Source organism: [Empedobacter] haloabium, from assembly GCA_008011715.2.
GTDB classification, from domain to species: Bacteria; Pseudomonadota; Gammaproteobacteria; order Burkholderiales; family Burkholderiaceae_D; genus Rugamonas; species Rugamonas haloabia.
The window spans coordinates 275,465-289,676 of the sequence record CP136508.1; the positions used below are offsets into that span (position 1 = coordinate 275,465).

Annotated in this window: 13 protein-coding genes; 12 read left to right on the top strand and 1 reads right to left on the bottom strand. The window is 65.4% G+C overall.

The window, feature by feature from the left end; translation table 11 throughout:
- Positions 1–40: 40 nt before the first annotated feature.
- The 5 genes from dnaJ (at position 41) to E7V67_001215 (ending at position 6,261) form a co-directional block, all read left to right on the top strand.
- Entirely contained in the window at positions 41–1,162 is a 1,122-nt protein-coding gene (gene dnaJ / locus E7V67_001195) for a molecular chaperone DnaJ (protein ID WUR13747.1), read from the top strand.
- 171 nt (positions 1,163–1,333) lie between these two features.
- Positions 1,334–2,014 carry a carbonate dehydratase gene (can, locus tag E7V67_001200; GenBank protein ID WUR13748.1) on the top strand — a complete coding sequence of 227 codons (681 nt, stop codon included), beginning with the start codon at positions 1,334–1,336 and terminating at the stop codon, positions 2,012–2,014.
- A 207-nt stretch (positions 2,015–2,221) separates the two neighbouring features.
- A complete protein-coding gene (locus tag E7V67_001205; protein WUR13749.1) occupies positions 2,222–3,451 on the top strand; it encodes a putative DNA modification/repair radical SAM protein in 1,230 nt (409 codons plus the stop codon).
- Positions 3,448–4,968 (top strand): UdgX family uracil-DNA binding protein, encoded by a 1,521-nt coding sequence (locus tag E7V67_001210; GenBank protein WUR13750.1) that lies wholly within the window; start codon positions 3,448–3,450, stop codon positions 4,966–4,968. The genes E7V67_001205 and E7V67_001210 overlap by 4 nt, the downstream gene beginning before the upstream one ends.
- Positions 4,969–5,121: 153 nt before the next feature.
- Positions 5,122–6,261, top strand: coding sequence for an IS481 family transposase (locus E7V67_001215; GenBank protein WUR13751.1), 1,140 nt, complete (start codon positions 5,122–5,124; stop codon positions 6,259–6,261).
- Between the two features lie 138 nt (positions 6,262–6,399).
- Here the strand turns inward: E7V67_001215 and E7V67_001220 are convergent, their stop codons facing one another.
- Positions 6,400–7,032, bottom strand: coding sequence for a DUF2238 domain-containing protein (locus E7V67_001220; GenBank protein WUR13752.1), 633 nt, complete (start codon positions 7,030–7,032; stop codon positions 6,400–6,402).
- 103 nt (positions 7,033–7,135) lie between these two features.
- On the opposite strand from E7V67_001220, the gene E7V67_001225 reads away from it, so the two are divergent.
- From E7V67_001225 to E7V67_001255, 7 genes are all read left to right on the top strand, one after another.
- On the top strand, positions 7,136–8,035 hold the full coding sequence (locus E7V67_001225) for a TauD/TfdA family dioxygenase (GenBank protein WUR13753.1): 900 nt from the start codon (positions 7,136–7,138) through the stop codon (positions 8,033–8,035).
- Between the two features lie 11 nt (positions 8,036–8,046).
- Entirely contained in the window at positions 8,047–9,042 is a 996-nt protein-coding gene (locus E7V67_001230) for an ABC transporter substrate-binding protein (protein WUR13754.1), read from the top strand.
- A 1-nt stretch (position 9,043) separates the two neighbouring features.
- Complete coding sequence (locus E7V67_001235) at positions 9,044–9,868, top strand: ABC transporter ATP-binding protein (GenBank protein WUR13755.1); 825 nt, start codon at positions 9,044–9,046, stop codon at positions 9,866–9,868.
- Complete coding sequence (locus tag E7V67_001240) at positions 9,865–10,734, top strand: ABC transporter permease (GenBank protein ID WUR13756.1); 870 nt, start codon at positions 9,865–9,867, stop codon at positions 10,732–10,734. Before E7V67_001235 ends, E7V67_001240 begins: the two co-directional genes overlap by 4 nt.
- A 105-nt stretch (positions 10,735–10,839) precedes the next feature.
- Positions 10,840–11,439, top strand: coding sequence for an ANTAR domain-containing protein (locus tag E7V67_001245; GenBank protein WUR13757.1), 600 nt, complete (start codon positions 10,840–10,842; stop codon positions 11,437–11,439).
- Between the two features lie 33 nt (positions 11,440–11,472).
- Positions 11,473–12,606, top strand: a complete 1,134-nt coding sequence (locus E7V67_001250; protein ID WUR13758.1) for a CmpA/NrtA family ABC transporter substrate-binding protein — start codon at positions 11,473–11,475, stop codon at positions 12,604–12,606.
- 294 nt (positions 12,607–12,900) lie between these two features.
- Positions 12,901–14,202: an MFS transporter gene (locus E7V67_001255; GenBank protein ID WUR13759.1), complete on the top strand. Its 1,302-nt coding sequence runs from the start codon at positions 12,901–12,903 to the stop codon at positions 14,200–14,202.
- Positions 14,203–14,212 lie beyond the last annotated feature (10 nt).

Below are 14,212 nucleotides of genomic sequence, written 5' to 3' on the forward strand. Positions count from 1 at the left end.
CGCATAATCGGTTTCAGTTTTGTAAGCAAGGTGCCTCCACATGGCAAAGCGTGATTTTTACGAGATTCTCGGGCTGGCGAAGAACGCCTCGGACGACGAGATCAAGAAGGCCTATCGCAAGCTCGCGATGAAATACCATCCGGACCGCAACCCGGACAACAAGGAAGCGGAAGAGAAGTTCAAGGAGGCGAAGGAAGCCTACGAGATGCTGACCAATCCGGAGAAGCGCGAAGCGTATGACCGCTATGGTCACGCTGGCGTCGACCCGAACATGGGCGGTGGCGGCGGCTTCGGTGCGGGCGGCTTCGGCGACGCATTTGGCGACATCTTCGGCGACATTTTCGGCGGTGGCGGCCGTCGCGGCGGCGGTCCGCAGGTGTACCGCGGCGCCGACCTGCGCTACAACCTGGAGATCACGCTGGAACAGGCCGCGCACGGCTTCGATACGACGATCCGCGTGCCGTCGTGGGACAAGTGCGACACCTGCCACGGTTCCGGCGCCAAGCCAGGCACGTCGCCGGTCACCTGCTCGACCTGCGGCGGTCATGGCCAGGTGCGCATGCAGCAGGGCTTCTTCAGCATCCAGCAGACCTGCCCGAAGTGCCACGGCACCGGCAAGATCATTCCCGAGCCGTGCCCATCGTGTTCCGGCGCGGGCCGCATCAAGCGCAACAAGACGCTGGAAGTGAAGATCCCGGTCGGCATCGACAACGGCATGCGCATCCGCTCGTCCGGCAACGGCGAACCGGGCACCAACGGCGGGCCGCCGGGCGACCTGTACGTCGAGATCCACATCAAGCCGCACCCGGTGTTCCAGCGCGAGGGCGACGACCTGCACTGCGAGATGCCGATCTCGTTTGCCAAGGCGGCACTGGGCGGCGAGATCGAGGTACCGACCCTGTCCGGCAAGGTGTCGTTCACGGTGCCTGAAGGGACCCAGTCGGGCAAGACGTTCCGCCTGAAGGGCAAGGGCATCAAGGGCGTGCGCTCCGGCTATCCGGGCGACCTGTTCTGCCACGTGGCCGTCGAAACCCCGGTCAAGCTGACGGAAAAGCAGAAGGAACTGCTGCGCGAGTTCGACCGCTCGACCAACGAAGGCGGCTCGAAACACAGCCCGCAGTCGAAGTCGTGGATGGACAAGGTCAAGGACTTCTTCGAGTAAAAAACGTGACAGTCACCTATTTCCGGGAGAGGTGTCCGGAAATAGGTGACAGTCACCAAAAAAGCACGTTCGGCCAGTTAGGCCCGGATCGGGTAGACTACCGCCTGCTTCACATCGGCCGCCCCTTGCCGCGAGGCGATTGGCGGCTTTGTCATGTCTGAAAGGAATACCATGAGCGACCGTATCGACAGCCCTTCCGCCCTGCAGGACCTGCTGAACAATAACCGCCGCTGGGCCGACTCGATGGTCGAGCGCGACCCGGAATTCTTCCGCCGCCTCGCCGCCCAAGCGTCCCCCGAATACCTGTGGATCGGCTGCTCCGACAGCCGCGTCCCCGCCAATGAACTGCTGGGCCTGGCCCCAGGCGACGTGTTCGTGCACCGTAACATCGCCAACGTCGTCGTCCACTCCGACCTGAACTGCCTGTCCGTGCTGCAGTTCGCCATCGACGTGCTGAAGGTCAAGCACGTGATCATCGTGGGCCACTACGGCTGCAAGGGCGTGCACGCCGCGCTGACCGGCAACCGCGTCGGCCTGGCCGACAACTGGCTGCGCCACGTGCAGGACGTCAGCCAGAAGCACGAACGCTACCTGGGCAGCGTGCTGGACGAGCGCAAGCGCAGCGAAAAGCTGTGCGAGCTGAACGTGGTCGAGCAGGTCGTCAACGTCTGCTCCACGACCATCGTGCAGGACGCCTGGGACCGCGGCCAACAGCTGAGCGTGCACGGCTGGGTCTACGGCCTGAAGGACGGCCATCTGCACGACCTGGGCATGAGCGTCAGCAACCACGACGAACTGCAGCCGCGCCTGTCGGCCCGCCTGACCCGCTACAACGAAACCCCCGTCGAGTAATAAAGTTGCCGGAAAACGGGGACAGTCCCCAATTTCCGGCAATATTTCCAAAAATCGGGGACTGTCCCCAATTTCCGGCAATATTTCCAAAAATCGGGGACTGTCCCCGATTTTTGGAAATATTCTGACCCGCCATTGCCCCGCCACCCGAGCGCCGCGCCTGCGTCAGCTCGGGTATACTGTATGCCCATACAGTCAAGGCCGGCCATGGAACTGATCGACAAACTGGAAATCCTTGCCGACGCGGCGAAGTACGACGCGTCGTGCGCCAGCAGTGGTGCGCCCAAGCGCTCCTCCGAAGGCAAGGACGGCATCGGCGCCACCAACGGCATGGGCATCTGCCACAGCTACACGCCGGACGGTCGCTGCGTCTCCCTGCTGAAGATCCTGCTGACCAATTTCTGCATCTACGACTGCCAGTACTGCGTCAACCGCCGCACCTCCAACGTGCCGCGCGCCCGTTTCACCGTCGACGAAGTGGTCAAGCTGACCGTCGATTTCTACCTGCGCAACTACATCGACGGCCTGTTCCTGAGTTCCGGCATCATCCAGTCGGCCGACTACACGATGGAGCAACTGGTCGCCATCGCGCGCGAGCTGCGCGAGGTGCACCAGTTCCGCGGTTACATTCACCTGAAGACGATTCCGGATGCCGATCCGGCCTTGATCGACGCGGCCGGCCGCTATGCCGACCGCCTGTCCGTCAATATCGAGCTGCCCACGCAGGACAGCGTGCAGCGCCTGGCGCCCGAGAAAAACGTCCACACGATCAAGCTGGCGATGGGCAATATCCGCCTGAAGCTGGACGAGAAGGAAGCCGAGCCGAAGGCACCGAAGTTCGCACCGGCGGGCCAGAGCACGCAGATGATCGTCGGCGCGGACGCCAGCGACGACCAGCGCATCCTGACCACGGCCGAAACGCTGTACGGCAGCTATAAACTGAAGCGGGTCTACTACTCGGCCTTCAGCCCGATTCCGCAAAGCCCGAAGTCGGTGCCGCTGGCGCCGCCGCCGATGCTGCGCGAGCACCGTCTATACCAGGCCGACTTCCTGCTGCGCGGCTACGGCTTCCAGGTGAACGAGCTGCTGCCGCAGTCGGGCAACCTGGCGCTGGACATCGATCCGAAGCTGGCCTGGGCCCTGGCCAACCGCGAGCACTTCCCGATGGACCTGAACCGCGCCGAACCGGCCATGATCGCGCGCATTCCCGGCATCGGCCTGCGCAACGCCAAGCGCATCGTCGAGCTGCGGCGCATGCGCCAGGTGCGCTATGCCGACCTGGCGCGCCTGAAGTGCAGCATGAAGAAGATCGCGCCGTTCATCGTCACGGCCGACTACCGCCCGCCGCGTGATACCACGCCCTCCGAAGCGCTGCGCCGCTCGATGGCGGACGTGCAGCAGCAGATGCCGCTGTGGCCGGAGCTGCAGGCCGCATGAGCATCGACGGCGAGCCGGGCGACGCCGACGATACCGCGGCGCCCCTCGATGCCGTCGCGCTGACGCTGGCCGGCCACCCGATCCCCGTCGCCACGTTTGGCGACTTCCGCACGGCCGCGCGCGACCTGATCGTGCGCCGGGTCCCGCCCGAATCCGTACAATGGGCCGGCAGCGAAGCGCCGCATGGCGATTTGCTCAGCGCGGCCACGTCGGGCCTGGTGCCACCGCTGCCGGCGGACCTGCTGGCACAGCCGCCGGCTCCGCCGCCGCGCATTCCCCGCAGCTTGATGGAGATGCTGCAAAGCGCCGCATGCTACCGCGCCCCGGACCGCTGGGCGTTCCTGTACAAGATCGTGTGGCGCTGGCAGCAGGGACAACAGGAGATCCTGTCGATGGCCGACGAAGACGGCGCGCGCCTGCAGCACATGGTGAAGGCGGTGCGCCACGAGGAACACGATATGCACGCCTACCTGCGCTTTCGCGAACGACCGCCGGAGGCGGGCGACCCGCGCTTCGTGGCCTGGTTCGAACCGGCGCACGACGTGCTGCCGCAGGTGGCCCAGCACTTCGCCCGGCGCATGGGCAAGACCAGCTGGATGATCGGCACGCCCGAGGCCACCGTGCTGTGGGACGGCCACACGCTGCACAGCACGGGGCCGCTGATGCGCAGCGCGGCGGACGTGGAGGACAGCGGCGAGGCGCTGTGGCTGACCTATTACCGCAGCATCTTCAATCCCGCGCGCCTGAACGCGGACATCATGCACGGTCATATCCGTACCCGCTTCTGGAAGAACCTGCCGGAAGCGGCCGTGGTGCCGCACATGGTGTCGCAGGCCGCCGCCGGTGCGCGCAGAGTGGGCCAGCTGGACACGGTCGGCAAACGCGGCGGCACCACGATCCCCATCGCGGCCGAGAAGGCGGCGCCGGAGCGCCAGCAACCCAGTTCGCTGGACGATTGCCGCCGCTGCGACCTGTGGCAGAACGCCACGCAGGCGGTGGCGGGGCAGGGCGCGCGCCACGCCAAGATCATGCTGGTGGGCGAGCAGCCGGGCGACCAGGAGGACCTGGCCGGCAAGCCGTTCGTCGGCCCGGCCGGCGCGCTGCTGGACAAGGCGATGGAGGAAGCGGGCATGGACCGCCGCAAGGTCTACGTCACCAACGCCGTCAAGCACTTCAAGTGGGAGCCGCGCGGCAAGCGCCGCCTGCACAAGACGCCCGCGCAGAAGGAAGTGATGGCCTGCCACTACTGGCTCGAGACCGAGCTGGAAACGATCGCGCCGGACATCGTGGTGGCGCTGGGCAGCACCGCGCTGAAGTCGATCCTGCAGTCGGGCAGCGTGACGATGAAGGACTACATGGGCCAGCCGTTCCAGCACGACGGGCGCTGGGTCGTCGTCACCTACCACCCGTCATACGCGCTGCGGGTGCCGAGCGCCGAGGCGCGGCATGAGGCGGTGGCGGCGATTGTCGCGGCACTGAAACTCGCACAGCGGCTGGCGGATGGAGAAACCGGATAAACGCTGAAGCTTGCGTGCCGCGAATGCAAACCCGAGACCAACAACTGGGGTCAGACCCGGCGGGTGTTTGGGCGGGAGACATAGGTAACACTTGTCGGGAGACATAGGTAACACCTTTTATGATCATTGCACAGCAACTAACAGGAGCGTGCAATGCCTTGGAAGGAGTCCACCACTATGTCGTCCCGACTCGAGTTTGTCATGCTCGCCCAAGCTCCGGAAGCTAACATCGCTGCCCTCTGCCGGGCGTTCCAAATCAGCCGGAAGACTGCATACAAATGGCTCGATCGATATGCCAACCATGGTGCGGAGGGGCTGTTCGAGCAATCGCGTAGACCCCACTCATCGCCTGCAAGCTCGTCGGATGAACTAGAGCTGCAGGTGCTAGCGCTGCATTTGGAGAATCCATGCTGGGGCTCACGCAAGCTGCGTGAGCTCTTGCCCGAGCATCTGCCACGCCCCCACCACAGCACTGTTGACGCGATCTTAAAGCGCCATGGCTGCCAGGTTATTGGGGCGCCGGTTAAACAGGATTTGGCCTCGACACGCTTCGAGCATGACCTACCGAACTCGCTTTGGCAGATGGACTTCAAAGGACATTTCGGGCTGACCACAGAGGCCGCAGGGCGATGCCATGCGCTGACCATCCTTGATGACCATTCCCGCTATAGCGTCTGCCTTACCGCTTGTTCTAACGAGCGATTCAGCTCTGTCCAGGCAGGGATGCAAGCGACGTTTGAGCGCTACGGGCTGCCTGATCGAATTACTGCTGACAACGGTCCACCTTGGGGAAGTACTGGTCTCAAAGGGCTGACAAAGCTCAAGGTGTGGCTCATTCGACTCGGTATCCGCATCAGCCATAGCCGTCCGTATCATCCGCAAACGCAAGGTAAAGATGAGCGCTTCCATCGTACTCTAAAGCTAGAGCTGCTTGATCGTCGCGGCTTCGGTTCGATTGCTCAGTGCCAGTTGGCCTTCGATGAGTGGCGTGACAAATACAACATGCTTCGCCCCCACCACGCTTTAGGCATGAAGCCGCCGATCACACGGTATGAGCGCAGCGGACGCGAACTGCCCAGTGTCTTGCGGCCCATCGAGTACCTATCCAGCGATATTGTGAGAAAGGTCGATGCGAAGGGCTACATCTCGTATGCCAATCAACGCCACTACATCGGAGAGGGCATGCAGGGACAGCCGGTCGCGATCAGGCCCGATCCTGACAACGACGGCCTTCTTGAGGTCCGGTTCTGCCATCACAAAGTAATGGAGCTGGACCTCAAGGCCGTGACGTAAAATGCAATTTCATGTGTAACCCATGTCTCCCGACATGTGTTACCTATGTGTCCCGGCTATACACCCGGCGGGTCTGACCCCGGCTTTCTGCCTTTGGGTGCAAAAAAGTCTGCGACAGGCAGCCGCTGCCGACCAGCACTACGGCATTCGGCTCTTTCCGCATACCGCCGCGATCTGCCTGTCCTGCCACCGCGCAAGCAGCAACAAGGCCGCAGCGCCGCCGATCATCGCCATCAGCATGTCCGACTGCGTATCCCACTGATCGCCCTGCGTGCCCAGGAACTCATCCGCTCCCTGGCCCAGCGCGACGGCGGCGCCCCATTCGATCAGCTCATACCACGCGCTGATCGCCATCACCACGCACAGGCACAGGAAGCCCAGCATGCGCTTGCCTGTCACGTGGCCGCCACGCAGCAGGATCTCGCGTGCCACCAGCGCCGGCACGAAGCCCTGCATGAAGTGGCCGATGCGGTCGTACGGATTGCGCTGCAGGTGCAGCCAGTGCTGCAGGTCGAAGCCGAACGGCACGCGCGCATAGGTATAGGCACCGCCCACCATCAGCACGATCGCGTGCAGCGCGATCAGGCAGTACAGCAGATCCGTCAACGGGAAGCGGCGGTAGGTGGTCACTAGCAGCGGCAACGCGAGCAGTGCGGGTGCAACCTCCATCCACCAGGTGGCGCGGTCATACGGCGCGATGCCGGACCAGGTCAGCACGGCGAGGGTGGCGGCGATCAGCAGCCAGTGCAGCGGTTTCGGGGCGGACGTCACGAGCTCTCCAGTCAATGAAAACCGCATATTAATAGTAAAAAGCATTCGTTTTCATTGTCAGGGCGCCGGCACATACTGAAATCCCGTCAGCTGGAGCGCGTACATGAATGCGGTGGTGAGTGCAGAGGTCAGTGCAGTAGCGGAGCCCGGTGTCCCCCTGGAGATCCGCGCGTTCGATGGTCCACTTGGTGCCGAAGTGATCGGCCTCGACCTGCACCGGCCGCTGGAGCGCCACGCCTTGCAAGCGATCCATGCCGCACATCTGGAGCATCATGTGCTGGTCTTCCGCGACCAGCGCATCACGCCGCGGCAGCAGGTCGACTTCTCCAGGTTATTTGGCCCCCTGCAGATTCATGTACTGCGCAACTTCCAGCTGGCGGGAACCCCGGAAGTGCTGGTCGTCTCGAACATCGTCGAAGACGGCAAGCCGATCGGCCTGGGCGACGCCGGCCATTTCTGGCATTCCGACCTGTCGTACAAGGAAAAGCCCAGCCTGGGCTCGATGCTGCACGCGCAGGAACTGCCGGCCGAGGGCGGCGACACCCTGTTTGCCAACATGCACCTGGCCTTCGACACGCTGCCTGCCGCGCTGCGCGAGGCGATCCGCGGCCGCAAGGCCGAGCACAGCTACCTGAAGCAGTATGCCGCGCTGCAGCAGCGTAGCCCGTGGCGCCCGAACCTGACGCAGGCGCAGATCGACGAAGTCAAACCAGTGGTCCATCCGGTCGTGCGCACGCATCCGGAAACGGGACGGCAGGCGCTGTTCGTCAGCGAGCATTTCACCACGCGCATCGTCGGCCTGCCGCCGGACGAGAGCGATGCGCTGCTGGCCGAGCTGTTCGCCCACAGTGTCAGGCCGGAGCACCTCTACCGGCACCGCTGGCGCCCGCATGACATGGTGTTCTGGGATAACCGCTCGCTGATGCACCTGGCGGCCGGTTGTCCGGCCGACCAGCGCCGCAAGCTGTACCGCACCACCATCGAGGGCGACGTCCCATACTAAAGAGAGCACGCATGAACCGCATCCGTATCGCCGCCGGCGCCATCGCGCTGGCGCTGGCCGCCAACGCCCAGGCCGAAGGCCGCATCCGCATCGCCGAACAGTATGGTGTCGTCTACCTGCTGCTTAATATCGCGCAGGAGCAGAAGCTCATCGAGAAGTATGGCAAGCAGGCCGGCATCGACATCAAGGTCGAATGGACCCAGCTGTCCGGCGGCGCCGCCATCAACGACGCGCTGCTGTCCGGCGCCATCGACATCGGCAGCGCCGGCGTCGGACCGCTGATCACGCTGTGGGACCGCACCAAGGGCCGGCACAACGTGCGCGGCATCGCTGCGCTGGGCAGCTTCCCGTACTACCTCGTCACCAACAACCCGAAGGTGAAGTCGATTGCCGACTTCACCGACAAGGACCGTATCGGCCTGCCCGCCGTCGGCGTCTCGGTGCAGGCGCGCATCCTGCAGATGGCGGTGGCAAAGCAGTGGGGCGACGCTCACTTCGCGCGGCTGGACAAGATCACGCAGACCTTGCCGCACCCGGACGCGACCAACGCCATCATCGCCGGCGGCACCGAGATCACGGGCCACTTCGCCACGCCGCCATTCCAGGAGCAGGAGCTGGCGCAGAACCCGAACGCGCGCGTGGTGCTGAAGTCCTACGACGTGCAGGGCGGGCCGTCGTCCTCCACGCTGTTGTACGCCACCGAAAAATACCGCAGCGAGAACCCGAAGACCTACCGCGCCTTCGTGCAGGCGCTGGCCGAGGCGGCCGACTTCGCCACGAAGAACCCGGAGGGCGCCGCCGACGTGTATTTGAAGGTCAACAAGAGCAAAGTCGATCGCGCGTTGCTGCTGAAGATCTTCAAGAATCCTGAAGTGCAGTTCCGTATCGCGCCGCAGAACACGCTGGGCCTGGCGCAATTCATGCACAAGGTGGGCGCCGTCAAGACGCGCGCGGCCAGCTGGCGCGACTACTTCTTCGACGATGCCCTGGTCAAGGAAGGCAGCTGACATGCGGCCGCTGCGCATGGTTGCGCCGCCAGGCCCGGAGCCGCTGCTGCGGGTGCGCGACGTCACGCTGCAATACCGCAGCGGCGGCGCCACCGTGCAGGCTACGCAGGGCGTCAGCTTCGACGTGTTCGAAGGCGACCGCTTCGTGCTGCTGGGGCCTTCCGGCTGCGGCAAGTCGTCGCTGCTGAAGGCCATTGGCGGTTTTCTTACGCCGGTCGCCGGCAGCATCGAACTCGATAGCCGTGCCGTCACGCAGCCCGGTCCCGACCGCATGGCCGTGTTCCAGGAATTCGACCAGCTGCCGCCGTGGAAGACGGTACTGCAGAACGTCATGTTCCCGCTGCTGGCTGCGCGCCGGCTGGCACGGACCGAGGCGCGCGAACGGGCGCTGCACTGGATCGATCGCGTCGGCCTGGCACGCTGCGCGGATGCGTATCCGCACACGTTGTCCGGCGGCATGAAGCAGAGAGTCGCGATCGCCCGCGCGCTGGCCATGCAGCCGAAAGTGCTGCTGATGGACGAGCCATTCGCCGCGCTGGACGCGCTGACCCGCCGCACGATGCAGGAAGAGCTGACGAAGTTGTGGGAAGAGGCACCGTTCACGCTGTTGTTCGTCACCCACTCGATCGAGGAAGCGCTGGTGGTGGGCAATCGCATCCTGCTGCTGTCGCCGCACCCGGGGCGCGTGCGCGCGGAATTGAACAGCCACCAGTTCGGCCTGGCAAGCGGCGGCGCCGAGTTCCAGGCCGCCGCGCAGCGCATCCATGGCCTGCTGTTCGACGAACCCCCGGCCGCCGTCGCGCCGGGCGAAAGGGCCATCCGATGAGCACCTTCGATCCACCGATCCGCCAGGAGTACCTGGCCGAGCTGGCACCGGTCGCCAGCGGTGAGCTGGCCCGTCCGCTGCCGCTGGCCGTGCGGCTGTGGGACCACGGCGGCGTTCGCAAGGCCGTGCTGCTGCTGGCGCTGGTCACGCTGTGGGAACTGCTGGCGCGCTGGCAGGGCAACGACCTGCTGCTGCCCACGTTCCTGCAGACGGCGCGTGCGTTCGGCGAGGGCATCGCCAGCGGGGAGCTGCTGGAGAAGGTCAGGGTCTCGCTGGCCGTGCTGGCGCAGGGCTACGCGGCCGGCATCGCCAGCGCGTTCGTGCTGACGGCATTGGCCGTCTCGACGCGCCTGGGCCGCGACCTGCTGGAAACGCTGGTCTCGATGTTCAACCCCCTGCCGGCGATCGCGCTGCTGCCGCTGGCGATGCTGTGGCTGGGGCTCGGCCACGCCAGCCTGGTGTTCGTCATCGTCCATGCGGTGCTGTGGCCCCTGGCGCTGGGCACCTATGCCGGCTTCCAGGCCGTGCCGGAGACCTTGCGCATGGCCGGCCGCAATTACGGCCTGCGCGGCTTGCCGTTCGTCGTGCAGATTCTCGTGCCGGCCGCGCTGCCGGCCATCCTGTCCGGCCTGAAGATCGGCTGGGCGTTCGCCTGGCGCACCTTGATCGCGGCGGAGCTGGTGTTCGGCGCCTCGTCCGGCAAGGGCGGCCTGGGCTGGTACATCTTCCAGAACCGAAACGAACTGTACACCGATAAAGTATTCGCCGGCCTGGCCGCCGTGATCCTGATCGGCCTGGCGGTGGAACATCTGCTGTTCGCCGCACTGGAACGCGGCACGGTGCGGCGCTGGGCCATGCAGCGCTAACCCACCACCGCAAAACCGGGGTCAGGTCTGTCATTCGGACAAATGTCCGAATGACAGACCTGACCCCGGTTTTATGCTGGCGCGCTTCTTGCTCTGCTATTGGGCATGAGCCGCCATCTCCGCATCGTCCTTGTCCACCCGCCGCACGAAAGCGACGCGTCGCAGCGTGCCGCCGCGCTGCAGGCCGGGTTGGCCGAGGCCGGGTACCAGCTGGTCGCCTCGCTGCCCGCCGACATCCACCTGCCCGAACGGATCGCCCAGCTGCAGCCCGACATGATCATCGCCGACGCGGAGTCGGATGCGCGCGACGTGCTGGAGCACATCGTCGTCGCCACGCGCGACGAGCGCCGTCCCATCGTCATGTTCACCGAAGACGAGGACACGGCGTCGATGGAGGCCGCGCTGGAGGCGGGCGTATCGGCCTACATCGTGGCCGGCCTGCAGCCGGAGCGCATCAAGCCGGTGCTGAACGTGGCGCTGGCGCGTTTCCGCAAGGAGCAGCGCCTGCTGCTCGAGCTGGCGGACACCAAGCACAAACTGGCCGAACGCAAGGTCATCGACCGCGCCAAGGGCGTGCTGATGGCGCGCCACGGCATCAGCGAGGACCAGGCCTACCAGCGCTTGCGCACGATGGCGATGAACAAGAACCTGAAGCTGGCCGAGGTCGCGCAGCGGCTGCTGGACGTGGAGGATTTGCTGGGATGATGCACAACACTGGTGCGCGTCGGGGGACCGGCCATGCACATTGAGAAACCGGTTGTCCGGATCGGCTTCAATCCGCTGACCGATTGCGCCTCGCTGGTGATGGCGTCCGTATTGGGCTGCGACGAGCGCCATGGCGTCCGCCTTGTCCTCAGCCGTGAGGCCTCCTGGGCCGGCGTGCGCGACAAGCTGGTGACGGGCGAACTCGATGCCGCCCATGCGCTGTACGGCATGGTGTACGGCACCCAGCTGGGCATCGGCGCGCAGCGCCACGACATGGCCGTGCTGATGCACCTGAACCGCAACGGCCAGGCCATCACCTTGTCGCGCCAGCTGATGGCGCAGGGCGCCGTCGATGGCGCGTCGCTGGCGGCGCTGATCAGGAGCGAGCGGCGGCAGTACGTGTTCGCCCAGACCTTCCCGACCGGCACGCATGCGATGTGGCTGTATTACTGGCTGGCCGCGCACGGCATCGATCCGCTGCGCGACGTTCGAGCCATCACCATTCCACCGTCGCAGATGGTGTACAACCTGGCGGAAGGCCATATGGACGGCTTCTGCGCCGGCGAGCCGTGGGGCCAGCGCGCCGTCATGGACGGCATCGGCGTCACCGTCGCCACCAGCCAGCGCATCTGGCCGGATCACCCGGAAAAGGTGCTGGCCACCTCGCGCGCATTTGCCGACGCCCACCCGAACACCTGCCGGGCGCTGGTCGCGGCCGTGCTGGAGGCCAGCCGCTGGATCGACGCGAGCGACGAAAACCGTCGTGCCACGGCCGAGATCCTGGCCGGTGGCGCCCTGGTGGCGACCGACCGCGCGGCGCTCTTGCCGCGCATGCTGGGCCAGTACGAGGACGGCATGGGCCACCGGTGGCAGGACGAACACCCGCTGGCGTTCCACCAGGGCGGCGCGGCCAACTACCCGTATCTGTCGGACGGCATCTGGTTCATGACCCAATTGCGCCGCTGGGGCCTGCTGAAAACCCATCCCGACTATGAGGCCACGGCACGCGCCGTCACGCGCGTGCAGCTGTACCGCGAGGCGGCCGAAATGGCCGGCGTGGCGCTGCCGGCGGACAGCAGGCGCAGATCGACATTGATAGACGGCCGGGTGTGGGACGGCAGCGATCCGGAGCGCTACGCGCTGGCGTTCCCGATCCGGCAGCGTTAACGCTGCATTGCACCATTCTTGGGCGGGGCTGCACCGCGAATACGCACCACGCCTTGCCTTTTCCCCGCTCCCGCCTTGATCCTCCTCTAAGCACAGCCTGGCACGCCTCTTGCAAAGGTGTAGGCAGGTAGACGGGCAGGGGTCAACGGCGATCACTCCCACCAGCACAGCCGGCCTAACGAGGGGCACGGCAACAGGACAACGGCGTCCGTGCGGTCATCGCGCTTTTTGTGTGCGATGACTGCGCGGGCGCCTTTTTTTTTCGAGCTTGGAAACGATAACCGGGGTGTGAAAATGACCAGCAAAGCTCAACGCATTAAACTCTTCTCGTTCGACACGCCGCAGATGCGCGCCTTCCACATGGCGTGGATGGCCTTCTTCGTCTGCTTCTTCGCGTGGTTCGCCTGTGCGCCCCTGATGCCGATCATCAAAGGGCAGTTCCACCTGACCGTGGAGCAGATCGCCAACATCAATATCGCCGCCGTCGCCATCACCATCGCGGTACGCATGGTCGTCGGCCCGATGTGCGACCGCTTCGGTCCGCGCAAGACCCATACGGGCCTCTTGCTGCTGGGCGCCATCCCGGTGTTCGGCGTCGCCTCGGCGCAGAGCTACGAAGGCTTCCTGTTCTTCCGTACGCTGATCGGTGCGATCGGCGCCAGCTTCGTCGTCACCCAGTACCACACCTCCGTGATGTTCGCACCGCGCGTCGTCGGCACGGCCAACGCGGCCACGGCCGGCTGGGGCAACGCGGGCGGCGGCGTCACGCAGGCCACCATGCCGCTGATCCTGGCCGCCATCGTCATGCTGGGCGTGGACGAAGCCTTCGGCTGGCGCCTGGCGCTGGTCGTGCCGGGCGTGCTGATGGTGATCGTCGGCCTGCTGTACTGGCGCTTCACCCAGGACTGCCCGCAGGGCAACTACGCCGAGCTGCGCGCGGCCGGCATCGAGATCGAGGGCGGTAAAAAAGGCGGCTGGGACAGCTTCAAGCTGGCCGCCGCCAACTACCGCGTCTGGCTGCTGTTCGTCACCTACGGCGCCTGCTTCGGCGTCGAGCTGTTCATCCATAACGTGGCCGCCGTCTACTACGTCGATACGTTCCAGCTGTCGCTGAAGGAAGCCGGCATCGCGGCCGGCAGCTTCGGCCTGCTGGCGCTGTTTGCCCGGGCGCTGGGTGGCTTCGTGTCCGACAAGGTCGCGCTGCGCAACAGCCTGAATGGCCGCGTCACTTTGCTGTTCGTGCTGATGCTGGGCGAGGGCGCGGGCCTGATCTGGTTCGCCAACGCCGACAACGTAGTGATGGCCATCGTCGCGATGCTCGCCTTCGGCCTGTGCGTGCACATGGCCTGCGGCGCCACGTACGCTCTGGTGCCGTTCATCGACAAGCGCGCGCTGGGCGGCGTGACCGGCATCATCGGCGCCGGCGGCAATGTGGGCGCCGTCGCCGCCGGCTTCCTGATGAAGGGCGTGGGCAGCACGCAGCAAACGCTCGTCATCCTGGGCGTGCTGGTCACGGCATCGGCGCTGTGCGCCATCGCCCTGCGCTTTTCCGCTTCCACCAATGCAGAACACGCGCTGGCGCGTGCCGCAGCTTAAGGAGTCAACA